This window comes from Paenibacillus sp. FSL K6-1318, from assembly GCF_037976905.1.
GTDB lineage: Bacteria > Bacillota > Bacilli > Paenibacillales > Paenibacillaceae > Paenibacillus > Paenibacillus amylolyticus_A.
In genome coordinates, this window is the sequence record NZ_CP150270.1 from 2027767 (window position 1) to 2052333 (window position 24567).

22 protein-coding genes are annotated in these 24567 nt (G+C 43.7%); 18 read left to right on the top strand and 4 right to left on the bottom strand.

The window, feature by feature from the left end; all coding sequences use genetic code 11:
* Positions 1-36 precede the first annotated feature (36 nt).
* From NYE45_RS09070 to NYE45_RS09100, 7 genes are all read left to right on the top strand, one after another.
* Positions 37-1188, top strand: a complete 1152-nt coding sequence (locus NYE45_RS09070) for a discoidin domain-containing protein (protein ID WP_340016436.1) — start codon at positions 37-39, stop codon at positions 1186-1188.
* Between the two features lie 59 nt (positions 1189-1247).
* On the top strand, positions 1248-2411 hold the full coding sequence (locus tag NYE45_RS09075; RefSeq protein WP_340016437.1) for a hypothetical protein: 1164 nt from the start codon (positions 1248-1250) through the stop codon (positions 2409-2411).
* 64 nt (positions 2412-2475) lie between these two features.
* Entirely contained in the window at positions 2476-3639 is a 1164-nt protein-coding gene (locus NYE45_RS09080) for a discoidin domain-containing protein (RefSeq protein ID WP_340016438.1), read from the top strand.
* Positions 3640-3692: 53 nt separating this feature from the next.
* Positions 3693-5777 carry a hypothetical protein gene (locus tag NYE45_RS09085; protein WP_340016439.1) on the top strand — a complete coding sequence of 695 codons (2085 nt, stop codon included), beginning with the start codon at positions 3693-3695 and terminating at the stop codon, positions 5775-5777.
* Positions 5778-5800: 23 nt separating this feature from the next.
* A complete protein-coding gene (locus NYE45_RS09090) occupies positions 5801-7747 on the top strand; it encodes a DNRLRE domain-containing protein (protein ID WP_340016440.1) in 1947 nt (648 codons plus the stop codon).
* Positions 7748-7895: 148 nt separating this feature from the next.
* Complete coding sequence (locus tag NYE45_RS09095) at positions 7896-8156, top strand: hypothetical protein (protein WP_340016441.1); 261 nt, start codon at positions 7896-7898, stop codon at positions 8154-8156.
* A gap of 216 nt (positions 8157-8372) precedes the next feature.
* A complete protein-coding gene (locus NYE45_RS09100; RefSeq protein ID WP_017689545.1) occupies positions 8373-8675 on the top strand; it encodes a DUF1805 domain-containing protein in 303 nt (100 codons plus the stop codon).
* A 117-nt stretch (positions 8676-8792) separates the two neighbouring features.
* On the opposite strand, the gene mtnA is transcribed toward NYE45_RS09100, so the two are convergent.
* The gene (gene mtnA / locus NYE45_RS09105; protein ID WP_340016442.1) at positions 8793-9866 is read right to left on the bottom strand and encodes an S-methyl-5-thioribose-1-phosphate isomerase; all 1074 of its coding nucleotides are present in this window, start codon (positions 9864-9866) and stop codon (positions 8793-8795) included.
* A gap of 23 nt (positions 9867-9889) precedes the next feature.
* The gene (gene mtnK, locus NYE45_RS09110) at positions 9890-11107 is read right to left on the bottom strand and encodes an S-methyl-5-thioribose kinase (RefSeq protein ID WP_340017341.1); all 1218 of its coding nucleotides are present in this window, start codon (positions 11105-11107) and stop codon (positions 9890-9892) included.
* Positions 11108-11404: 297 nt separating this feature from the next.
* Here mtnK and NYE45_RS09115 point away from each other — a divergent pair, with 297 nt between their 5' ends.
* The 10 genes from NYE45_RS09115 to NYE45_RS09160 all read left to right on the top strand — a co-directional run bounded on the left by NYE45_RS09115 (position 11405) and on the right by NYE45_RS09160 (position 20918).
* A complete protein-coding gene (locus tag NYE45_RS09115) occupies positions 11405-11866 on the top strand; it encodes a Dps family protein (RefSeq protein WP_062833522.1) in 462 nt (153 codons plus the stop codon).
* A 124-nt stretch (positions 11867-11990) separates the two neighbouring features.
* Positions 11991-12566 (top strand): DUF1802 family protein, encoded by a 576-nt coding sequence (locus NYE45_RS09120; protein WP_145319637.1) that lies wholly within the window; start codon positions 11991-11993, stop codon positions 12564-12566.
* A 377-nt stretch (positions 12567-12943) separates the two neighbouring features.
* A complete protein-coding gene (gene sufC, locus NYE45_RS09125; protein ID WP_340016443.1) occupies positions 12944-13726 on the top strand; it encodes a Fe-S cluster assembly ATPase SufC in 783 nt (260 codons plus the stop codon).
* Between the two features lie 25 nt (positions 13727-13751).
* Positions 13752-15056, top strand: a complete 1305-nt coding sequence (gene sufD, locus NYE45_RS09130) for a Fe-S cluster assembly protein SufD (protein WP_062833525.1) — start codon at positions 13752-13754, stop codon at positions 15054-15056.
* Positions 15053-16273, top strand: a complete 1221-nt coding sequence (locus NYE45_RS09135) for a cysteine desulfurase (protein WP_340016444.1) — start codon at positions 15053-15055, stop codon at positions 16271-16273. Before sufD ends, NYE45_RS09135 begins: the two co-directional genes overlap by 4 nt.
* Positions 16263-16694 (top strand): Fe-S cluster assembly sulfur transfer protein SufU, encoded by a 432-nt coding sequence (gene sufU / locus NYE45_RS09140; RefSeq protein ID WP_017689537.1) that lies wholly within the window; start codon positions 16263-16265, stop codon positions 16692-16694. The genes NYE45_RS09135 and sufU overlap by 11 nt, the downstream gene beginning before the upstream one ends.
* Before the next feature lie 20 nt (positions 16695-16714).
* Positions 16715-18112, top strand: coding sequence for a Fe-S cluster assembly protein SufB (gene sufB, locus NYE45_RS09145; protein ID WP_340016445.1), 1398 nt, complete (start codon positions 16715-16717; stop codon positions 18110-18112).
* 237 nt (positions 18113-18349) lie between these two features.
* On the top strand, positions 18350-19699 hold the full coding sequence (locus NYE45_RS09150) for a jacalin-like lectin (protein WP_340016446.1): 1350 nt from the start codon (positions 18350-18352) through the stop codon (positions 19697-19699).
* A gap of 210 nt (positions 19700-19909) precedes the next feature.
* A complete protein-coding gene (locus NYE45_RS09155; protein WP_340016447.1) occupies positions 19910-20629 on the top strand; it encodes a M23 family metallopeptidase in 720 nt (239 codons plus the stop codon).
* Positions 20630-20777: 148 nt separating this feature from the next.
* The gene (locus tag NYE45_RS09160) at positions 20778-20918 is read left to right on the top strand and encodes a hypothetical protein (protein WP_017689533.1); all 141 of its coding nucleotides are present in this window, start codon (positions 20778-20780) and stop codon (positions 20916-20918) included.
* Between the two features lie 157 nt (positions 20919-21075).
* On the opposite strand, the gene NYE45_RS09165 is transcribed toward NYE45_RS09160, so the two are convergent.
* Together NYE45_RS09165 and NYE45_RS09170 are read right to left on the bottom strand one after the other, a co-directional pair.
* Positions 21076-22125, bottom strand: coding sequence for an HD-GYP domain-containing protein (locus NYE45_RS09165; protein ID WP_062833529.1), 1050 nt, complete (start codon positions 22123-22125; stop codon positions 21076-21078).
* 125 nt (positions 22126-22250) lie between these two features.
* On the bottom strand, positions 22251-22997 hold the full coding sequence (locus NYE45_RS09170) for a molybdenum cofactor biosynthesis protein MoaE (RefSeq protein WP_062833530.1): 747 nt from the start codon (positions 22995-22997) through the stop codon (positions 22251-22253).
* Between the two features lie 120 nt (positions 22998-23117).
* Between NYE45_RS09170 and NYE45_RS09175 the strand changes: the two genes are divergently transcribed.
* Positions 23118-24551 carry a 5'-nucleotidase C-terminal domain-containing protein gene (locus NYE45_RS09175; protein WP_340016448.1) on the top strand — a complete coding sequence of 478 codons (1434 nt, stop codon included), beginning with the start codon at positions 23118-23120 and terminating at the stop codon, positions 24549-24551.
* Positions 24552-24567: the final 16 nt, after the last annotated feature.

The window sequence follows — 24567 nt, forward strand, 5'->3', positions numbered from 1 at the left end:
TTAAATAATTATTTCAATTAGAAAGGAGATGGCTATATGGCTACAATTGGGCAAGTCTTAACGGAACCCGAAGTTGGATGGAAACGATATGATGATACTGAACCTTCTTTTGAATTTATAGGATCTTGGTTGGCGAGATCAAGTAATTCAGGATACTATAATTCCACTGGAATGTTTACAACGTATAATGTGGCGGCGGCTATAGGATCGAAAGTAAGATTTAATTTTACAGGTTCTAAACTTCGAATAATTCAAAGTAAAGCACACACTTTTTCGGGATCAATTGATGTATATATAGATGGAAAATTGATTCAAAACTATTCAACAACTGGGTCTACTACAGTTGTCAATCAAATACTGACGTTTGAAGTTACTAATCTTACATTTTCTCGACACTATGTTGAAATAATAAACAAAACCCAGCTTTATCTGATGTGGGATGCTATTGATATCGATGAAAATGGGAATTTATCAGAGTATAAAGAACTTGTAAGTAAAATCTTGCTTTCATCAGGTGATAAAGTTGTCAGTATTAGGCAGGGTTCACCACAAGAAAATCTAGTCCCAGCTATGACGAATTATACATTACCATCAGGCACAGTAGAAGCAAGTTCAACATATTCTTCTTACTATGCATGGAAAGCATTTGACAAGGTGAATGACAGTTACGGATGGTTGTCAAATGGAATAACTGGTTGGTTAAAATATACCTTCCCATTAGAAAGCTTGGTGCAAGCATATACTATTAAATCTGGTGATAATAGCACGACAAGAACGCCAAAATCATGGACATTTGAAGGATCTAATGATGGATCAAGTTGGACTGTACTAGATTCAAGAGTGAATGAAACTAACTGGTCAACTGGAGAAAAAAGAACGTATGTATTTAAAAATATAACAAAATTTTTAATGTATCGTATCAATGTGACATCTAATAATGGTGACACCTCATATGTAAGCATAGGCGAAATGGAAATGATGGAGTTAGGATTGTCTACATTAAAATTTCTTCCTAATAACAACGAAACTACATTTTCAAATGAAGGAATGCAGATTGGCAACTTATCTGAATTGGCAGACAAGATAAAAATATATGCAAGCAATTCAGTTGCACTTAGTTCAGGCAAAATCTTTGAGCACACAATTAATATGTCAAAACGCCGAGTAGATAAAATTATGCTTAGCTAAATTTATGGGGAACGCATCTACATGGTGTGTTCTATTTTATTTTGGTAGGAGATGATTAAATGGCAGTTGGTGAGGTGTTAGCAAGCCCTAGTTCGGGATTTAATCGCTACGATGATCGTGATTCTAACATTACCTATGTTAATTTTAGCAACCAATCTACAAATTCTAATAGTCATAATAGCACTTATACCGGTATTGCAACCAATACAGAAATTAAATTTAATTTTTCTGGAACTTCTATAAAGTTGCTAGGTTTCACTCTGAATAGTGGAGTTTCATTTAATGTCTTTATAGACTCAGAAACAAGTGGGAAAGTATATAGTTGTCCCATCAGTACTAATTTTAAAGTTGTAGTTTTTGAGATTGATGGTCTTACTGATACTGAACATTCAATCATTTTTAAAAATTTTAGTCAAACTTTCAGAGTGGATGCTGTTGACATATTAACTGGGCAGGCATTAAAACCTTATAAGCTAGTGTATTTAAATAAATTCTTGATTTCATCAGAAAATAAATATTATAGCGTCATACCTGATATTCCAACGGTTTATAGTGCAGATGTTGTTGATAAAATGACTAACTTCGCGGCTCCTACAGGATATGTAGTAAGCACAGATAGTGATCTAAATAATGGAAATTATATTGCATGGAAAGCTTTCGATGACTCAGAGAGTTATGGTTGGCTCACAAAAGGTGGTGTGTTGACAGGATATCTTAGAGTGCAAGTCCCAATAGCGAAAACCATTAAGGCATATCGGATAAGTAGTGCAGACAACATCCTATTGTCCAATGCATCAGAATGGTCTTTTGAAGGGTCTAATGATGGAATAAGTTGGACTACCCTAGATACAGTAAAAGACAAACCTTTCACAATTAAGGGAGATTCTAGAATGTATTACATTAATAATAATAATAGCTATTCGTATTATCAGTTTAATTGCACAAAAAATAGCGGCTATTCCACTCAAATTGGCTTAGGAGAAGTTGAGTTATTTGAAGAGATATCTCCCTATGTATATCAAACCCTTGTCTTTGTAAAAGATGAAGGAGAACAATCCTTCATAAAAGCTGGAATGAATAAAGAGAGTGCAGTTGATATAAATAGGGTAATTGGGAATTTAAGCTATAGTGGCAATCAAAATACTACTCTTGGCTCAGGCAAACTATTCAAGCAAAAAATTGATAGGTCAAAGCATCCAGCAAATAAAATCATATTAAGCTGAGATATTCTTATGAGGAGCACATCTATAAGGTGTGTTCTATTTGATTTTGAAAGGAGATGTGTAAATGGCTAAAATCTCAACAGTAATCGCAATTCCAATAATGACATCAAATACTGCTCCGAGTGGAATTTCCAGTGCAAGCAGTGCCGATGCATCATTTCCTGCATATTTAGCGTTTAATGGAGTCTTTAACGCTACAGGATGGCGTGGTCTTGGAGCAACTAACCAGTGGTTAAGATATGATTTTCCAATTGCTAAAGCGATAGCTAAATATTCTCTCAGTACCACCGTAGTCTCTAGAGCAGTTAAGAATTTTACATTTGAAGGATCAAGTGACGGATCGAGTTGGACTGTATTAGATACACGCACAAATATAACGACTTGGGTAATTGGTGTTAAACAGGAATTTGTTCTAGATCCAACTAAAGTGAAAAACTACAAAATGTACAGAGTCAATTGCTCAGCTAATAATGGAGATGCTTCGTATACTGACATTTCAGAATTAGAAATGTTTGAGTTGGTGTATTCGAATAAATTCTTGATTTCATCTGGAGATGAATACTATAGTATCGAAAATATGTACAAAGACAATGCTATTCCAGATATGACAAGTAATACATCTCCATCGGGTGTAGCTGAAGCCAGCTCAACTTTTTCGACTTTTTACCCATGGAGAGCGTTTGATAGAATTGTGGATCAGAATGGATGGGTTTCTGCAAGCGGAGTTTTAGTAGGTTGGCTTAGTTATGAATTTCCTTCTACTGTAACTATAACAGGCTATTCAATAAAATCTGGTACAACTCCAGCTAATAGACTCCCGAAGAATTGGACTTTTGAGGGATGGGATGGAGTAAAATGGATCGTTCTTGATTCGAGAGTAAATGAACCCAACTTTGCCGCAGAAGAGTTTAGATTCTATGGATCTAAGAATAAGATTGCATACAAGAAATATAGAATTAATGTTACTGCCAATCAAGGCGCAGGAGATTTTTTATCGATTGGTGATTTAGGTATGTATGAACTCGATAAATACATATCCTCCGTAGACAATTCAGAAACAAGCTTTCTTGAACATGGGATGGAAAAAGGGGTGATTATTGATCTAGAGGATGAATTCATCGAAAGAAAGTCCGTGGTTAAAGATCATAAAAAAATTGGTTCAGGAAAGGTGTTCAAGCAGAAAATCGACACAGCTAAAATACCAATAAAGAAAGCGTCAATTACATGAACTAAATAAAATGAACTATCTATTTATAATTCAGAAAGGAGTGCAGCTGATTAATGGCAACTTTAGGTCAAGCACTGCCGCTTCCAGAAGAGGGTTGGAAAAGGTACGATGATAACGAAATAATCTTTAAGTATTCAAGCGGATTTGTTTCCTCTCCAAATGAAGCATATTACAATGGTACCTCTAGACTAGCTTCAACAGCAAATTCAACTGTAGAATTTCAATTTAAGGGCACAAAGCTAAGGATAATTGGCAACAGGCATAACAGAGGATCATCTAAAATATCTGTCTCTATTGATGGGTTAACTGAAGTTTTCAGTGAAAATCATGTAGATATTGTTCAAAAAGCATTAGTCTATGAAAAATTAAATTTGTCCGATGCTATTCATACTGTGAAAATCACCACAAATGACACCAATTTTGTTCTTTTTGACGCGATAGATGTGACCGAGATGTTCTATAAGACATTTGTGCGCTCTAACAGTCTATATTACTACTATTTAAACTCATCGTGGAATCAACTGTCTAGTGTTGATCCAACTGAGCAAGACTATAAAATTTACGGTATGGATGATTTGTTGATTGTTCCTGAATCTGCGTGGGCACAGTTTCAAGGTGAAGTAGAGTTATTTCACTATACAAACGACCCAGTACAAAAAGTATCCTTTAACATCGAAACCGAATCTTTTACTCTCGAAGAGGAGTGGGCAGACAAGGATATTGAAGTACTTTATTATACAGACGATCCCAATGCAATAGAATCGGTGGTAACAATCGAAACTGACCCCTTCACCCTAGCCGAAGAATGGGAAGACAAAGAGATCAAAATCATTGAATACACCGATGACCCGAATCAAACCGAATCAACGATTACAATCGAAACGGAACCTTTTACAATATACGATGAGTTGGGTGACAGTGTAGATGTTCTATACTACACGGACGATCCATCCAAAACATCAGCAGAACTAAATATCACGGCTAACTACTCCCCATTGGATGAACTTGAGGGAGATTTTGACGTGGTTACGTGGACGAATGATGAAGAGGTAATCGCCGGAAATCGGGATATGATGCTGACGTATGACGCGCTACCGTTTGAGCAATTAATTGTGCAACCAACAGACATAGCGTTATATGGAGAAGTGAAAAAGGTTGTCGCTACGAAAGTAACGGAGAATAGTCCGGAAGGTATATTAAGAATGGCTGCTTCATTCGACTCAGGGCTAACATGGAAGACATACCGTTTCAACAAGTGGCTCGATATGGATATCCAGAATACAACCCTATTCAAGAGAAAAGGAATGAATCTGGACACACTCAACGCCATCCCTGAAAAGGATCTAATAGCTTTAACACGAATCGCCTATTACTTCGATAGCAGTAAGCATTATGAAAACAGTTATTCGCTGGACGAAGTGAAGATGGTCGTTGATGCACCGCGACATGCAGTGGAGTTTAGAGATATGTCACTGCAACTGTTAAACACCACTGCCACAATCAATCTGACCTTCTCTGGTAACAAACTTACAGGTGTGCTGGATGATGCAGATCAGGGCAAGGTTAAGTACCGCGTGTTGTTGAACGGTAAAACGTATTATCCGGCGGATGGCAATTTTACGCGCCTAGCAGCTTCTCCATTCAATATTGAACTCAATATTGACGAGAGAAATGTTAATTTTGGCGTAGAGAATACCTTGAAGGTTGAATTTCAGGACTATTGGGGTGCCGTAGATTACTGGGAAACTAAGTTTATCGGATCGTATTCAGGATTAATGTTTATGGATGAGTCTGGAGATTTCCTTTCAGATACCTTTGGCGGTATTTTGAAACAACTTGATTATGGGGTGATCATTGCCGGACAGACGACGCTAACGAAGAAAGTCAGAATCAAAAACTTGCTTGGATATGCTGTGGATCATGTTTACCTGGAGATGGATAAGAAATTCGAAACGAATGGTGTTGAAGTCCAATTATCCAGACAGGCCGACCCGTTTCTTCCGATCGATTATCTGACCTATGGTCTGATCCAACCGGAGGATAGCATCGATTTTTATATTCGTATCGCAACGGATATTCATGCCAAGCCGAATCCGAATGGTAATTTTGAAATGAATGTCACAGCAGACCGAGTGTAGCTCTCAATACAATGAGACAGGAAGTGAGTGAAATTAATAACGGGGAGACTCTATTAGATAGTTATATACATATTAAAAGTCCGATAAATCGTTTTGCAGCAAAGTATATCCTGTACAATCAAGTAGATGAAGAACTGCCTTCGACCCTAATAGCTGCTACAAGAAAAGTGTCCGAGATCGTCTCCAGTGTATCCGTACGTGTCAGACGGTCACAGGAATTGTGCAATTCACTATCGGTGATGTACAGGTCGCAAGGAGATCTGGGCGCAACCATTCAAGCGGCATCCAAAGTTGATCTTGAAGGCATGCTGTACGTTCGGCCACATAACCGTGCACACGGCAAATATGAATTACTGGAAGCACCTCGTGTAACTGTTAATCTTAAGCCTGTTGCTGATGCAACCACGCGAAGTCAAACTCACTTGCAGACGATCAACTTTGGTGATACACAGCGTATGATGATCGGCAGAGACGAGATAGAGCAATTCGAATCATTTATACATTTCGGTGATTTGGATACCAGAATACCTGATCTGTTATATCTGGAAGAAGCTAAATTGAGGTTATATTACACAGGAACCCTGGCACCTGGAGCACACATTGAGCTGCATCAGCCTGATACACTGTGGCGTGAGTACGGGATTACGTATGCGAACAGACCTCATTCCATTCAGCTCTTATCATCCAGTTATATCATTAATACGATTGAACGTTATGTTGAGTTTGATATGATGGTATTACTTCAAATGTGGAGAGAAGGTATTCTTTCGAATGTTGGAATGATTATTCAGTCCAGCGGTAACACACCGATTTATTTCAACACTCGTGAGTCTTCCAAACCACCTGTTTTGCAGATTAAATATATCACTTCTCAGATCTATTCCATCGGTCGAACCGAAATTGAAAGTGAAATTTTTATTTATGGTGTAGGTCGCAAGGAGATAGCTTCAACGTTAGTTGTACACAGTGATATTGGGCTGGACTGGCTCAAATCTCAGTTGTACGTCCACCGCTATGAGGATCACATGCATTATGATATACCTCAAGTAATCGCAGTCAGCCGTCCGGACCTGGATGTAGATCTGATAATAGCTAAACGTATAGATGCGGAACTGAATTCGAACATTTCTATTGCTGAAAGTAGGACAGAAGAGAAGGAAACATGGGTTGCTGTTTCTAAACCCGAGCTTCATTCGCAGTTCATTACCGCCATACGAACAACTAGAGATACAGACGGCAAACTTGCCGTTAGAACAGGTCTGGACGACGACAAAACTGTAGAAATCGCAGTGTCTCATCCTGACTTACCTTCAGTTATTACGGTAGATAGACAAATGGCTCTGGTCAGTACGTTAACGATATCACAGTTGTTCGATGATAGACGGGATACGAGTTTAATTGTATCCATACCTGATCTTCATACTTCATTGGAAGTTTCCAATTATACAAAAGCAACTTCAACGTTGGGGTCTTTGCTAACGGTCATGTACGACGATGATTCGACTGTGATTTCGGAGATTATGGTTAATAAACCTGATCTGAATAGCGTTCTTCAAGTCAGAGCATTAGATCATGATGAGAGGGCAGGCACTCTTGAGATTCCTTATCTGGAAGAACAGCCTGGGCAATTATATATTTCCAGACCTGATGTACTTTCCATCATTGAAGTCAAGTATGCAGATGTCTTGAATGCACATATTAGTGTCAAGGAAAGAGAATACTTGGATGGCTATCTTCAGGTACGAGAGTGGAAGGATATGCATTCTACGGTAGATGTGAGACAGATTGTAGATATGGCTACTGAACTGACAATTTCCAAGCCTGATCTGGCCGCGTATATCCTGCCAAGAGTTATTGCGAATGAGGAGTTAGATTCAATCGCAAGTATCCGTAAACGGGATGCTAGTGATATAGTGACCACAGTGATTGTGAAGAGTCCAGGGAATCAAGCGTATTTTTACATTTTATAAGATGAGTACGTCATCAAAGAGGGCATTGGCCCTCTTTTTTTGCGTTTAGGCTCTTGCCCAACTCTCAGCATCATCTGTACTTTATTGTGTAACAGTCGTCTTCTCGTTATGATACAATGTGTTTATCACATATTAAGGAATGAAGACCATGCGCCAAGAGGACAGCGTATTTGAACAGATTATGAAGCAGAAGAGATTGAACAGAATCAAGCCTGATACTAAAAAACTTCAAGTTAAACCAATACATAAAAAGAAACTAGCGCAGGAGCAATTAAGTGAATTGGACGTCCAGTCCAAAAAGTCGGTAGCTGAATCAATAGACCGCAGTGTACTTCATAGACGTGTGCTGGGAATTAGAAGAGAGTTAACGGAGATAAGGCGATTAAAGAATGATGAGCACATGTTTTAAGGTAGGCCCACTTTGACTCACTTTGGGTGAGGAGGGTCTTTTTTTATTCCAATGAAAGCATAGTTCTAATATCTAAGTCTGCGAAGAGTATTACCAACAATGCATTTGAACTGTAAGTACCTACATTTTCTCAAACACGGCAGGTGTCCACACGACAATCCAGAATGAGGCATACAATTATCGTGACCTGTGGAAGAGGAGGTGGATCGGGAAATTATGGTGACGATGGAGCCTATTGTAGTCGGAGAGCACGTATTGGTTGGGGTAGAAGTCAAGCTGCCCAAAACAACATTGCTGACCATTAACACATCCAAAGGATATATCATGTGCGGAGCACTCGACGTGGGATTACTTAATGAGAAGCTCGGGGATCGCAAAATTATTGCAGCTCGGGCGGTTGGTGTGCGTACACTGGAGCAGTTGCTGCATGCACCTATGGAGTCGGTAACAACAGAAGCCGAGGCCATGGGCATTACGGTTGGCATGACGGGTGTAGAGGCTTTGTTGAAAATGATCTAATCACTAACAAAAGGGCTCCCCATATGGGAAGCCCTTCTTTAGCGTCGTAATTCAGAACTAGTGCACGTCGCAGCCACCAAAGCTATACACGAACTCTTCTTGAATATTCTTATTAAATTAAGCTTCATCCTTCGTGAACAAGGCAGCCAGGTTTTCTTGGAAAGGTGCGCGGACAACGCCTTTCTCCGTGATAATAGCTGTCACATATTCGTTAGGCGTTACGTCAAACGCTGGATTGTATACTTTAACACCTTGCGGTGCGGTACGTTTACCAAATCCTTCAGTCACTTCCTCCGCAGCACGTTCCTCAATCGGAATGAGGTCTCCCGATGGAGTAGACAAGTCGATGGTCGACAGTGGGCTTGCTACATAGAAAGGAATATTGTGAGCTTTGGCAAGCACGGCCACACTGTAGGTTCCGATTTTGTTAGCTACATCGCCATTCGCAGCAACACGATCTGTTCCGACGATAACGGCTTGAATCCAGCCTTTGGACATGACCATGCCTGCCATGTTATCACAGAGCAGCGTAACGTCAATGCCGGCTTGCTGTAACTCAAATGCAGTCAGGCGTGCACCTTGAAGTACAGGACGAGTCTCGTCTGCAAATACTTTCAGGTGGATGCCGCGTTCCTGTGCGAGATACATTGGAGCAGTTGCCGTACCGTACTTCGCTGTAGCTAGTCCGCCTGCATTACAGTGGGTGAGTACACCCATACCATCTTCGAACAAAGGCAGTGCATTCTCGCCGATCATGCGGCACACTTCTTCGTCTTCCTTCTGAATCAACAGGGCTTCTACTTCAAGAGCAGCATTGCCCTCTTCCAGACTCAGGCCGGATTCAACGACCTCATTTGCTTTTTGCATCATGCGATCCAGTGCCCAGAACAGGTTCACCGCTGTTGGACGGGAAGTAGCCAGATGAGCACATATGGATTTTACGTGATCCAGCCAGCCTTGAATGGTCGTTCCGTCATATGACTTCGCACCCAGTACGACACCAAATGCAGCAGCAATGCCGATCGCTGGAGCACCGCGTACTTTCATGGAGTGGATGGATTCCCATACTTCCTCGGGTGTGTACAATTTCAGCATAAGGATGGTTTCGGGCAGCAGACGCTGGTCAAGCATTTCAAGCTTGTCCTTTTTCCAGATGAGAGAGGACAGAGGCTGATATTCAGGGGTTGTCATGGATGATTCCTCCGTTCCTTATGTTAAGCCTTAGTAGTTGAGACAGCTGTGGATACAATATCCAGCACTTCACCGATGGTATTCAAGCGGCGATTGTTCTTGATTAACGCTTTACCGATAGCTAATGATTTCCGCTGAGAACGTTCACGTTCGGTCGCATCGGAGATGGTATCTATATCCGCCACGTGAGCGAGGCCCACAATACGACGAACCATTTTGGCACCTGCGAAGCCGATCGAATCTCTAAACAATTGTTGCACATACAGATCCTGGTACCCCGGCGCTTTCGCCATTGGATCAACCAGGTCGTTAGCCCAGAGGGCACGGAAACGGGATTCGAACTCAGTCCATACATCACGAACCATATTCAGCAAAAGCGTTTCACGCTCACGCAAAGCGGTCTCATCCTGAATCCATCCTGGCAAGGATGCGTAATTCAAGAGCAGATTCGCAAGGACTGCACCGACATCGAATCCCATGGGGCCGTAATAGGCAAATTCGGGATCAATGACCTTCGTCGATTCAGGTGTAACAAAAATACTGCCTGTATGCAGATCCCCGTGAAGGAGTGCCTGCCCATGTGTCAGGAATTTTTCCCGTAGCAAGGCCACTTCAAGGTGAAGTTCTCCATCTGTACGAAGGGCTTCAGCTTCATCTTCAATGGAAGAATCATAATTATTTTTCTCGGCGATCCGGTAGGGTTCATCAAAGATCAGATCTTCCGTTATTTTGCATTGGTCCGGATTAATGAATCTGCCCTGTTGTTCCTTCTTCAATTGCTGATCCATGCCCAAGTCAGATGTGAAGAACAGCGTTCTTGCCATGAATTCCCCAATATGCTGTGCAAAAAGAGGATAGGTAACACCTTCGATCAGGCCTTTGCGCATGATCACATGATCACTCAGATCTTCCATAACCGTTAACGCAAGGTCATCATCGTAATGATACACTTCGGGTACCATCCCTGGACACAGACGATACTCTTCCTGAAGAATCTCACGTTCGATTCGGGCGCGCACCAGAGACAGTGGCCATGATTCTCCAACCACTTTCGCATAAGGAAGCGCCTGTTTGATAATGATACTTTTATCGGAGTTCTGATCCGTAATGTGGAATACCAAATTCAGATTGCCGTCGCCGATCTCGTGACAATCCAGATTCGCATCTGCCGCAAATGGACCCGGTAATGTTTTGGCCAGTTCAATTGCATCCTGGGGGGTAAAAGGGTGATATTGGGACAAAGGTGCCACCTCCATATATATGAAGAAACAGGAAAACCCACTTCTTTGCTTGGTATATGTCAGTATATCGGAAATAGCGCGGTTTTTGAACTTTTTTTTGAGACAAGCCAAGGCGATCCTGATTCGAACTTCCTGTTCAAGGGTAAAAACAAATAGGCCGGACGGTTGAGAGAAACGCCGCGAGCAGGCCTCTCCGCTACCCAGCGGTGACACATTATTAACTCTCTGTTATACAGTGCAGGACAACCTGCTTACTGCTGCATGACAGACTAATTTTAAATAAAGGATGGGATTAATATGGCTACAACAAACAAAACAGATCAAGCAAAATCGGTGGAACAAGTACTTAATCGTCAGGTGGCTAACCTGAACGTATTGTATGTCAAAATCCATAACTATCACTGGTACGTTAAAGGACCTAACTTCTTCACGTTGCATGTGAAATTTGAAGAGTTCTACAACGAAGTTACGGTGCAAATGGATGAAATCGCTGAGCGTATTCTTACGCTGAAAGGCAGCCCAGCTGCTACAATGAAAGAATATCTGGAGCTTTCCTCTATCCAGGAAGCAGCAGGCGGCGAAGATGCGAAAACAATGGTGCAAAACCTGATCGAGGACTTCGCTACACTTTCGAATGAATATCAGGAAGGTATCGAAGTTGCAGATGCAGCTGAAGATCAACCAACATCCGATATGCTGACAGGTTTCAAGGCTGACCTTGAGAAACACATGTGGATGCTTCGCTCTTTCCTGGGTTAATATAGCCAAGATTTTGCCTAATACAAATGGTCTCTTACGTAAGCTTTCTGAGCCCGGATCATGTTGTCAGAAACGCCCTGAGCGTCTATACTGCTGACAAGAACGAGAGGGGAGAGATGCGCTTATGTTAGAACCAACGATACCGGCTTTAAAAGAATGGGCTTCTGCAATCAAAGCACTTGAAACGGGTCGCCAGATTATGGTGATGCGCAAAGGTGGAATTGTAGAGGAAACCCGACATTTTGAGCTGAAAAGTCCAGCGTTTTATCTGTATCCGACTTATGAACATCAGCGTAAAGAACTGATTAAGTCCTCGGATCAATCCTATGTTGAAGAATCATTGGCCGAATGGGTGCCCGAAGCTTCGACAATCCGCATTACGGCATATGCTGAAGTAACGCAGGATCTGGAGATTCGAGATCAGGAGATGCTGGATCGACTTCTTGACTTTCATATGTGGACAGCGGATTTTGCCGAAGACCGTTTGAAATGGAAACGGAAAGATCCGCTCCATGTATTGATTTTACGTGTGTACCTTTTGAAGGAACCGATGGAGATCCCCGTACTGCCTGAATATAATGGTTGCCGTTCATGGATTTCTATTCCGAATGGTCCGGTGCCGCGCGAAATGACGCCGGTGGTGGACGTTGCGGATTTTGACGAACAGGTACAGAAGATTAACGAGATGCTCAAAATGTAAATGGTAACGTTATTAACGGAGGGACTTGTCCATAATATGGATAAGTCCTTTTTTGGATTAGTGTATAGCAGATAACATAAAAGCTTGAATTGCTGTGATTTTTCTCACTGTACATTTGCAGGTAAGATGTTTTCTAATTTGATTCAATTTGTCTTTTATTATAGAATCAGAAAGAATAATGTTTCCTGCAAGGGACAAAGGTTCTTAGGAAATGACTTGATTATCATTGAGAATCAGTTTAGAATTATTCTAAAGTGTTCTTCCTTTACAGAATCAAGTACAGGAGAAATTCAGGGGAAGCCCTGTTCAGATATAATAGGCGCTTTTTCGTTTTCGACAACAAACATCAATTTAATCAATGGAGGGAAACAATACACATGGCTACGAATTTCGTCATTGAAGGTCTGAAAGCGACGATCGAAGGTAAGGAAATCCTGAAAGGCATCAACCTGCAAATGAAAGGTGGAGAAATCCACGCAATCATGGGACCGAACGGAACAGGTAAATCCACTCTGGCTTCTGCATTGATGGGCCACCCTAAATATGAAGTAACAGACGGTACAATTACACTTGATGGTGAAGATGTATTGGATATGGCTGTAGATGAGCGCGCACGTGCAGGTCTCTTCCTGGCTATGCAATACCCAAGTGAAATTGCAGGTGTTACGAACTCCGACTTCTTGCGTAGTGCAATCAATGCACGCCGCGGCGAAGGTAACGAGATCTCCCTGATCAAGTTCATTCGTCAAATGGAAGGTAAAATGAAAGAACTCGACATGAACCCTGAGTTCGCTCACCGTTACCTGAATGAAGGTTTCTCCGGTGGTGAGAAAAAACGTAACGAAATTCTGCAAATGATGCTGCTTGATCCGAAAATCGTAGTACTTGATGAAATTGACTCCGGTCTGGACATCGATGCTTTGAAAATCGTGGCAAACGGCGTAAACGCAATGAAGAGCGAAGATCGTGGTTTCTTGATCATCACTCACTATCAACGCCTGCTTAACTACATTACTCCTGACTATGTACACGTTATGATGCAAGGTCGTATCGTGAAATCCGGCGGACCTGAACTGGCACACCGTCTGGAAGCTGAAGGATATGACTGGGTTAAGGAAGAACTGGGAATTACAGACGAAACTGTAGGTCAAGAAGCGTAAAGACAAAACGGAGGAGGATTAATCAATGACTACACAAACAATTCTTCCGGTTGAATCTGAAGCGCTTCGCGCCTTGTCGGAAAGCAACAATGAACCCGGCTGGTTGACCGAACAGCGGCTCGAAGCTTTGAAGCTTGCGAGCGGGCTTGCGCTTCCTAAACTGGAAAAACAAAAAATCGAACGCTGGAATGTCAGCGAGTACGGAACATATAAAGCAAGTGAAGCTATTTCTTCTTTGACAGAAGTACCTGCTTCCATTAAAGATCTGGTTCAGGATCAAGCTGAAGGTAGCCTGGTTATCCAGCGCAATTCCGGTACGGTCTACTCCAAGGTGTCTGCTGATTTGGCGGCAAAAGGAGTTATCTTTACGGATCTGGCTACAGCGGTTCGTGAACATGGCGATCTGGTAAAACCATATTTGAACACAGCGGTGAAAGCAGATGAGCATTCCCTGGCTGCATTGCATGCGGCACTTTGGAATGGCGGGGTTTTCCTGTATGTTCCGAAAAATGTGGAAATCGAAGTACCACTGCAAGCAGTCTTGCTTACGGATGATGCATCTGCAACGTTTGCACCTCACGTGCTTGTTGTTGCTGAAGCAAACAGCTCTGTAACTTATGTGGATAACTATGTATCTGGCGAACTGTCCGCACCTGTTTTCCACAACGGTGTTGTAGAAGTATTTGCAAAATCCGGTGCTAAAGTACGTTTCGCTTCGGTTCATCAACTGAGTGTGAATGTGACTGACGTTTCCTTCCGTCGTGCAGTGTTGGAGAATGATGCTTCCATCGAGTGGATTGTGGGCGAAATGAATAACGGCGATACAGCGAGCAACACGATGACCGTGCTCAAAGGCAATGGATCAAGTTCTGATTCCAAAGTCATCGCTGTAGGTTCCGGTTCACAGAAAATCAACTACACCACAGAAGCTCGTCACTTCGGCAAGAATACGCCAAGCCAGATGATTACACGTGCAGTTATGCGTGAAGAAGCTTCTGCAATCATTAACGGGATTACGAAGATTGAGAAAGGCGCTACCAAAGCCGATGGACAGCAGACAGAGAAAGTATTGATGCTGAGCCCTAAAGCACGTGGAGACGCCAACCCAATCCTTCTTATTGACGAGGATGATGTAACAGCAGGGCACGCGGCTTCTGTTGGTCAAGTCAATGCCGAGCAGATTCATTATTTGATGTCGCGCGGAATTAACCGTACGGATGCTGAACGCCTGATCATTTACGGCTTCCTGGCTCCGGTGGTGGCGGATATTCCTCTGGAAGCACTGCGCACCCAATTGCAGTCCCTGATTGAGAAGAAGCTGGGACAATGAACCCGTCCATTCGCGAGCAGTTCCCGATCCTCCACCAGGAAATTAACGGACACCCGCTCGTATATTTAGATAGTGCTGCAACTTCACAGAAGCCTCATGCTGTGATTGAAGCAGTCAAACATTATTATGAGTATGAGAACTCCAACGTGCATCGCGGTGTTCATACCCTTGGAAGCCGTGCAACCGACGCCTATGAAGGCGCACGTGAGAAGGTCGCCAAGTTTATCAATGCCCGCCGTACGCAGGAGATTATCTTCACCCGCGGGACAACGACAGCCCTGAATCTGGTGGCTTCATCGTATGCCCGCGCCAATTGCAAAGAAGGCGATGAAATTGTTATCACGCAAATGGAGCACCATAGTAATCTGATTCCTTGGCAGCAGGTTGCCAAGGAGACAGGTGCAACATTGAAATACATCCCGCTTCAGCCTGACGGTCATATTGAATTGGCTGACGTGGAGAAGACGATTACGAACAATACTAAAATTGTAGCGATCGCTTATGTATCCAATGTTATGGGTCTAATCCATCCTGTGAAACAAATTGCTGAAATTGCACATCGCAATGGTGCTGTCATCGTTGTTGATGGCGCACAAAGCACACCTCACATGAAGGTGGACGTTCAGGATCTGGACTGTGATTTCTATGCATTATCCGGTCATAAAATGTGCGGACCAACCGGAATCGGTGTACTCTACGGCAAAAAGGCGCTGCTGGAGTCCATGGAACCTGTTGAGTTCGGCGGTGAAATGATCGATGATGTAGGTCTGTACGAATCCAACTGGAAAGAGCTTCCTTGGAAGTTCGAAGGCGGAACCCCAATTATCGCAGGTGCGGTAGGCTTGGGAGCTGCCATTGATTTTCTGGAGCAGATTGGTATGGATGAGATTGCACATCATGAAAGTGTGCTGGCAGCTTATGCGACGGAACGTCTGTCCGAAATTGATGGGTTAACGATCTATGGCCCAGCCAAGCGGCATGTAGGTGTTGTTACTTTTAACCTGTGTGATGTTCATCCGCATGATGTGGCAACTGTGCTTGATGCGAGTGGCGTAGCCATTCGTGCCGGACACCATTGCTGTCAACCGCTAATGCGCTGGCTTGAAGTTAGCTCAACAGCTCGTGCCAGCTTCTATCTATACAATAACGAACAAGATGTAGATCGGCTTGTCAGCGCCTTAATCCAGACAAAGGAGTATTTTGGCGATGCAACTTGATGATCTGTACCGGCGTGTTATAATGGACCACTACAAAAACCCGCGTAACCGCGGGACATTTGATAATGACGCTGTCACGGTGAATTTGAACAATCCAACGTGCGGCGACCGGATTTCACTGCAAATTTTGCTGAAAGACGGAATCGTTCAGGAAGCCAAATATACGGGTGAAGGCTGCTCCATCAGCATGTCCTCTGCATCAATGATGACGGAGGCCGTCAAAGGCAAAACGATGGAACAGGCACTCGATATCGCTAACCGTTTTTCCTCACTGATGAAAGGTGAAGAAGTCGATTTCGACGATTATGAAGATCTCGAAGCCCTATCCGGTGTGAACAAGTTCCCTGCACGCATCAAATGTGCCACTCTGGCCTGGAATGCATTACGCAAAGGGATTGACGAAGAGAACAAAGTACAATAACGATAGGGAGGTAGAGCAAGATGGCTAAAAAAGCACCAGAAATGGAAGAGTACAAATATGGTTTTCGCGATGAGCACAAATCCATCTTTCAAACCGGTAAAGGTCTGACTGCAGAAGTGGTTACCGAGATTTCCCGGATTAAGAACGAACCGGAATGGATGTTGGAATTCCGTCTGAAATCCTTGAAACAATTCGAAAAGATGCCAATGCCGAAATGGGGCGGAGATCTCGACGGATTGGATTTCAATGAAATTCAGTACTACGTTCGTGCTTCTGAAAAACAAGGTAAAACATGGGAGGAAGTTCCTTCCGAAATCAAAGAAACCTTTGATAAATTGGGTATCCCTGAAGCAGAGCAAAAGTTCCTTGCAGGTGTATCGGCTCAGTATGAGTCCGAGGTTGTATACCACAACATGCAAAAGGAATTGGAAGACCAAGGTGTAATCTTCATGGATACGGATACGGCTCTCAGAGAGCATCCGGAAATCCTGCGTGAATATTTTGCGACGGTTATTCCGCCAGCAGATAACAAATTTGCTGCATTGAATAGTGCGGTATGGTCCGGAGGAAGCTTCATCTACGTGCCTAAGGGCGTTAAATGTGAAGTGCCTTTGCAAGCCTACTTCCGGATTAACTCCGAAAATATGGGACAATTCGAGCGTACACTCATCATTGCGGACGAAGACAGCTTCGTTCACTATGTAGAGGGCTGTACAGCTCCGATCTACAGCACGAACTCACTGCACAGTGCGGTCGTTGAGATCGTTTGTAAGAAAAATGCACGTGTTCGTTACACAACGATTCAAAACTGGGCACCAAACATCTACAACCTCGTAACTAAACGTGCGGTTGCAGAAGAAAATGCAACGATGGAATGGGTCGATGGTAACATCGGTTCCAAACTGACGATGAAATATCCAGCGGTTGTATTGAAAGGCCGTGGAGCTAAAGGTTCCGTACTCTCCATCGCTGTAGCTGGTAAAAACCAGCATCAGGATGCAGGAGCGAAAATGATCCACTTGGCTCCGGATACAACATCTACGATTGTATCCAAGTCCATTAGTAAACATGGTGGTAAAGTAACGTACCGTGGTTTGGCTTCCTTTGGACGTCAAGCAGAGGGCGCGAAATCCAATATCAAGTGTGATACGCTCATTCTCGATAATGAGTCCACATCGGATACAATTCCTTACAATGAAATCATGAATGATAACATCATGCTGGAGCATGAAGCTACAGTATCCAAAGTGTCCGAGGATCAGCTCTTCTACCTGATGAGCCGCGGTCTGACGGATGCAGAAGCTACACAGATGATTATCATGGGCTTCATTGAGCCGTTCACGAAGGAATTGCCAATGGAATACGCAGTTGAGATGAATAGATTGATCAAGTTCGAAATGGAAGGCTCCATTGGTTAATCCAATGCAGCACCTTTCGAAGCCGTGAAGCTGAACCCAGCTGCTGATGTTCAGCGGCAGATATCGTTTCATGTGATCGAATACCCTGTAGAGCAGACTCTTTAAAAGTCTCTCTATGGGGTATTTTTATTTTCCTACGAGAAAGGTCCTTTTTATACAAATGAAGCGAGCACATTTATTCTTCTCATAATGAATGTTACATATATTTGAATAGATTCAAATATGAGGAGGTATATGATGCGAAGAAGTATAGTCAAAAAGGGAGCAGCCTTGGTATTGTCTGCTGTTGTTGCCTTTACGAGCTCTCCATTATTTTCACCAACGGCAAGTGCAGCAGAAGGTGGAACAGTAACCGGTTCATTCAATGTACTTAGTTACAACGTAGGTGGTCTTCCGGATCTGGTATCCAGTTCGAACCCGAAAGAGTACACCGTTCAGATTTCTCCCAAATTAAATGACTATGACATCATTAATGTACAAGAGGATTTTAATTATCATAATGAGCTGATATCCCAAGTCACTCTTCCGTATTTAACGAAAACAAGCGGAATTGCGGGTTTTGGCAGTGGGTTGAACAGTTTATCCAAATATCCATTCCGCGACCTGAAGCGTATTACCTGGGATAAGAGATCCGGTCTTTTTGACAATGGAAGTGATGAATTGACTCCGAAAGGATTTACCGCAGCTACTTATGAGATTGCACCCCAGGTGAAAGTAGACGTATATAATTTGCACGCGGACGCAGGTGGTGACGATAAGTCGCTTGAGGCCAGACGAGATAATATCAGACAGCTCTCCAGCTACATAAAGGAGCACTCGGACGGGAACGCGGTTATCGTATTCGGGGATACCAATACACGGTACACCCGTGCCGCTGACAATATAGAGTTGCTCATGTCCGAGAATGGTTTAAGAGATCCGTGGATCGATTTGATTCGAGGTGGGAGTATTCCCGCCGATGGAGATGCCCTTATGGATGCAACCAATTTAAATGGACCGAACTATGAGATCGTGGACAAAATTTTGTATCGCGGAAGCAAAGCGTTGTCCCTTAATGCGCAGAGCTACCGTTTGGACAATCAAACGTTTGTTGATCCGAGTGGAAAGCAACTCTCCGATCATTATCCGATTACAGCGGAATTCGTGTACAGTACATCTCCTCAGTACCAACTTAGTTCAACAATTGGAGGGTCCGGGGGAACTGGTTTTAATGATCTGAATCAGATTCCAGATGCCAGACCCAGCTCTGTAGTGCTTAACTCGGGCAACCGTGTAGATGGCATTTCAACGTTATATGGGGATGGAACGAACCTGGCACATGGCGGCCAATCGAACATTGCCACACTGAACCTGGCAGACGGAGAGTACTTAACTCAGGCTACAATTGGTCAGGGGACACGTAATGGAGATAAACGGATCTTTTACGTGGAGTTGTCCACCAATCTTGGAAACAACGTTGAAGGCGGACAAAAGACCTCGGATCAAATCAAACTTGAGGCACCAGCTGGTTGGTATATTGCCGGATTTTATGGAAGAGCAGGACAGGAATTGGATCAGCTAGGCGTCATATACAGACCTCTGAATTAGAAGTGAGTAGTGGTTAAAATGAAATAATAATATGTACATCTCATAGAATGCTCATAACGGCATAGTGCGCCGCTTGGAATATGCGTTGGAGAGGCCATAAAGGTTTTTCCAATGCTATTCTGAGCGGTATTTTTTTGTAATAAAATAAGACCAATAGCACAAGCCATTTCATAGATTTAAGCATCTAATGATAGAAAAGGATGTGAGTGTATGAGCGTGAACCCTTTCGAGGGATATCGGATTACAAGTTCATTCGGCTATCGGATTCATCCCATTCATGGTGGACAGACGTTTCACCGCGGAATTGATCTCGTAACAGAGCCATGGAATGGTCCCGTCTATGCCTTTATGGAGGGAAGGGTACGTTTTGCTTCCGAGGGAGTTACAGGCTCCGGATTCGGGGGTTACGGGCTTACAGTAGCACTCCAGGATCATCGAGGCTACTTGCATTGTTATGCGCACCTTTCGCGTATTGCTGTAACTGTTGGACAACGCGTGAAGCGAGGCCAGCTTATCGGTAATCAGGGAAGCACGGGTCAGAGTACAGGTCCGCATGTACATTATGAAATTCGTAAAACAAGTGCGCCATCGTACGGGTATACAGCCAGTGAAGATGGTGTGACGGAACCTGGAGCATATCTACAGGCCGAATACGGAACTGCATCTCAGGAACAGGAGGCTCCGCCGATGACCACTGAGCAGAAGAGAATATTTGAAGCCATGCAGAAGACGATGGAGATTCAGGGGGCATGGATTCAGCAACAGAAGCAACTTTCCAATATGGCTTGTCCCGCATGGGCGCAGGAAGCACTTGACTATTATCGACCGTTTATTATGAACGACACAGGCAGTTATGAATTTTGGCGATTACTCGTCATCATGTATCGTAAGGAAAAGGGTATCCAGGTTCATTCGGATTCTGACATATAGCCCCCTGCAAAGAACAGGAAGAAGCAAAGGCGAACCCTCAGGTAGATTGCAGGCAGACAACCATTTATCGAATGTTGCCTGTTCGCCCGGTTCGTCTGGCGTGGAGCGTCATATGTTAGGGTATACCTGATGAAGAGGAGGCAATCACATGAGCGAAGTAGGATATGGCTGTGGGGGCAACGTAGGCGGAGTAGGCGGCGTTGGTGGATACAATATGTTTACAAACACTGGTGCGATCTTGGTACTGTTCATTCTGTTGGTTATCATCACGAAAGCATTCTGCGTGTAATCCAACATGAACGTATCGAGATAGACAAAAGGGAAGCCGTGATGGCTTCCCTTTTTACATATGCCAACCTATGAGTTGGTTATTCAAGCTAATGTTTGTTCCTTCGTATGCATGCCTGCGTGCTGTGTAAAAATGAACCTAATGGCATGTTGCATGCTTACTGTACATAAATTTCAACGATAGCAATATCTCTTTCCTTCGCTAAATCAATAAAGGCCGTAGAGGTCTGAACGAGTGGTCGGAAATAATCTGCAGGATTATTCATGACAATGAGTCCCGTCTGACCCGTGGTGAGCAGAACCCTTTTACCGATAAAATTAGGTAGCATGTGTTTGATCAGTTCCTGTGTTGCTTCACCATTTAACTGACCGAAGCTAAGGCTGTACAATTCGCACAGAACAGAGATAAGCTCCTGTTTGGTCTGATACACCCGATTGGTCGTCATGGCGCTGTATACGTCCGCTACAGCCGTTATACGGGCATATGGATGGATCTCGTCGCCTCGCAGTCCATGTGGATAACCACTTCCGTCTTCGCGCTCATGGTGCTGAAGGGCAACCGTTGCCAGAATTTCATCCTGCGTGGATTCTTTAATAATATCGTATCCATAGAACGTGTGTTTCTTCATTTCATCGAATTCTTCCGTGGTCAATTTACCCGGTTTATGTAACATTTCAGAAGGAATCTTGGATTTTCCGATATCATGAAGATATCCTGCTTTGGCTACTGTTAGACATTCTTCAGGGTTGTAGCCCATCCAGCCGGCGATGTAAAAAGCGAGCATTCCGACTTGTAATGAATGGTTGTAGGTATAATCGCTATCCCCGTCCAGCATAAGCAACAAGGAGACAACATCTTTTTGTTTTTCCAACTGCCCCGTTAGGGTAATCAAAATCTCATCGACCTGTGTCTCATCAATAAAACCCTTCTCCATCGCTTGCTGAAATAGAGATTCAGTACCTTTGATCGTATCGTTAAACAGATTAGTTAACAGACGGGTTTGATCGGAAGGTAAGGTTTGTTCATCAGAGTGTAGGTCGGATGTTGTATGTTCTACATCTGCGTAATCGATTCCATGTTGCAGCAGCTTGGATAGGTCATCTTCACTGAGGGTGGAACCTTTCATCAGCATGTGGAGACCCGAACTGTTGTATACATCATTTTTTAACAGGTCACCAGGTTTAAGATCAGTAACATGCACTCTCACGTATAAACCACCTTTTCCTCGACTAATATCGACACATATCATTATAATAACAAGAAAAAAATGGGTTGACAACGACTTATTTACTATTAAGTCACTCTGTCGAAAAAGGTGTAAGGACTCATTGTTTAGTTATCCATAGGGTTCCAGGGTCCTAGTTGATGTCCTTTCCATTCAGAACCATCTTCCCAAATTTCCTTTTTCCAGATGGGGACCGTCTGTTTGAGTCTTTCAATGGCGTAGCGGCTTGCATCATAACAGTCGTTGCGATGAGGTGAGGAAACGGCAATGACAACACTAATCTCTGCCACATCCACCTTGCCGATGCGATGACTGATTGCGCACAGTACACCAGGCCAGCGATCGGAGATCTCCGTACCAATGGCTGCCATCTGAGAAAGAGCCATCGGTACATAGGCCTCGTATTCCAGATGAACGGTGCGCTGTTCACCAGTCATTTCGCGAGTCGTACCTACAAAAGTAAGAGCTGCACCGTGATTCGCGGTAATGACCAGCGCCGTTGTAGCTTCGACAGACAGGGCGGACTCGGTAATCAAAAATAATCCATCTTCAGTCCGATGCTCAGGAGAGGCAGAATGATGCTTTTCACCGGGCATATCCGTACCATCACCTCCGGAGACAGGCGGAATCAAAGCAAGTTCGTCTTCTGACTTGAGTATCGTATCGGCAGGTGCGTACTGCTGGTTAACTGCCAAAAAGGATGTCCGTATCTGAGAAGCTGCCTCCGGATAATCCAGACTCAGTTTTTCTTTTATATCGGCAGCAGTCGGAGCGTCTCCAGTGTACTCAAACTCCAGAAGGGATGTATTTAGACGTTCCGCAATGCCTGCAAATAGTTGAATTGTAAATTTCATGGATATGACTCACCTCTTTTTGATCTCTAAACCCTTTAAATATATCATAACGAAGCGGAAAATGTTATGCTTATCCATTAGAAGAATGAACGTTTATCGAAGAGTGGGGGAGGCGGTGTGATGAGCACCAGAGAGAAGCAAACATTGACGATTCTGCACACCAATGACATCCACAGTCACTTCGGCTCCATGAGCACCATCGCCGCTATGATCAATGAGGAACGTGAACAAGGTGGAAACCTCCTTGTATTGGATATTGGCGATCATATGGACCGTATGGCCGTTGAGACAGAAGGGACGCTGGGCACGGCTAACGTGGATGTGATCAATCTGACGGGCTACGATGCTATAACCATTGGGAATAACGAAGGACTGACCTTTACGCCTGATCAGCTCGCACAGTCCTACGCTGGACTTCTGTGTCCGGTAGTATGTGGCAATGTCGTGGAACAAACCACTGGCCTTCCGCCAGTATGGATGAAACCTTCTCTTATCGTGGAGAAAGGTCCATTTCGCATTGGTTTGCTGGGAGCTACTGCGCCCTTCACTACCTTCTATGAACTGCTGGGATGGGATGTTCTGGACCCGATGGAGACGTTAAAAGCTCAAGTTGAAGCATTACGTGATGAAGTGGATGTGGTGATTATTCTCTCACATCTGGGACTTTCCACGGATCGGAGACTGGCGGAGCAGATTGCTGGAATTGATGTTATTCTCGGTGGGCATACCCATCATGTTCTCGAAGAACCATTAGTCATTGGTCAGACCGTGCTGGGCGCAGCCGGCAAATTCGGCCAATGGCTCGGGAAAGTGGTTCTGGAACGAACAAGTGTGGCAAAACCTCTTGAACTGGTAAGCAGCGGATGTGTTGCTGCCGATAGTATATTACTGGATGATCAAGTCTCTCTGGCAATCGCCACGAATCGCACGGAAGCCGAAAGAACACTGGATCAGACGGCCGTGATCACGGACCGGATGCTGCCCATCCAGTATGATCGGGAGTCTCCATTTGCCGCATTACTTGCGCAAGCTGTTCGTCAATTTACAGGAGCTCAGTTGTCTCTGGTGAATGCGGGCCAGCTTCTCGGAGATCTGCCACAGGGAAATGTTACAAAAGGAATGTTGCATTCCCTATGTCCATCTCCTATAAATGCTTGTACAATATGCTTGAGTGGAAGTCATATTCGTGAAGCACTTGAGCAGTCCTTGTTGGACGAGTTTTCCGGTAAAGCCATTGTCGGATTTGGTTTTCGTGGTCAACTTCTCGGCACGCTGTGTATGGATGGAATGGAAGTTCAATACAATCCACATGCCCCAGCCTATGAGAAAATCCAAACCATTTACATCAATGGGGAGCCTATGGACGATCAATGTGAGTATATCGTTGGAACACTGGACATGTTTACGTTCAATGTGGGGTATCCTTCTCTTGCTCATGGAACCGGTACGCTCTATCATCTTCCGGAATTCATACGCGATTTGCTGGAACTGGAATTAAAACGACCAGGGGCGCTGGACGACAGCCTGCGAGCCCGCTGGCATGAAACTAAATAAAGGACTTGCCTTCTGC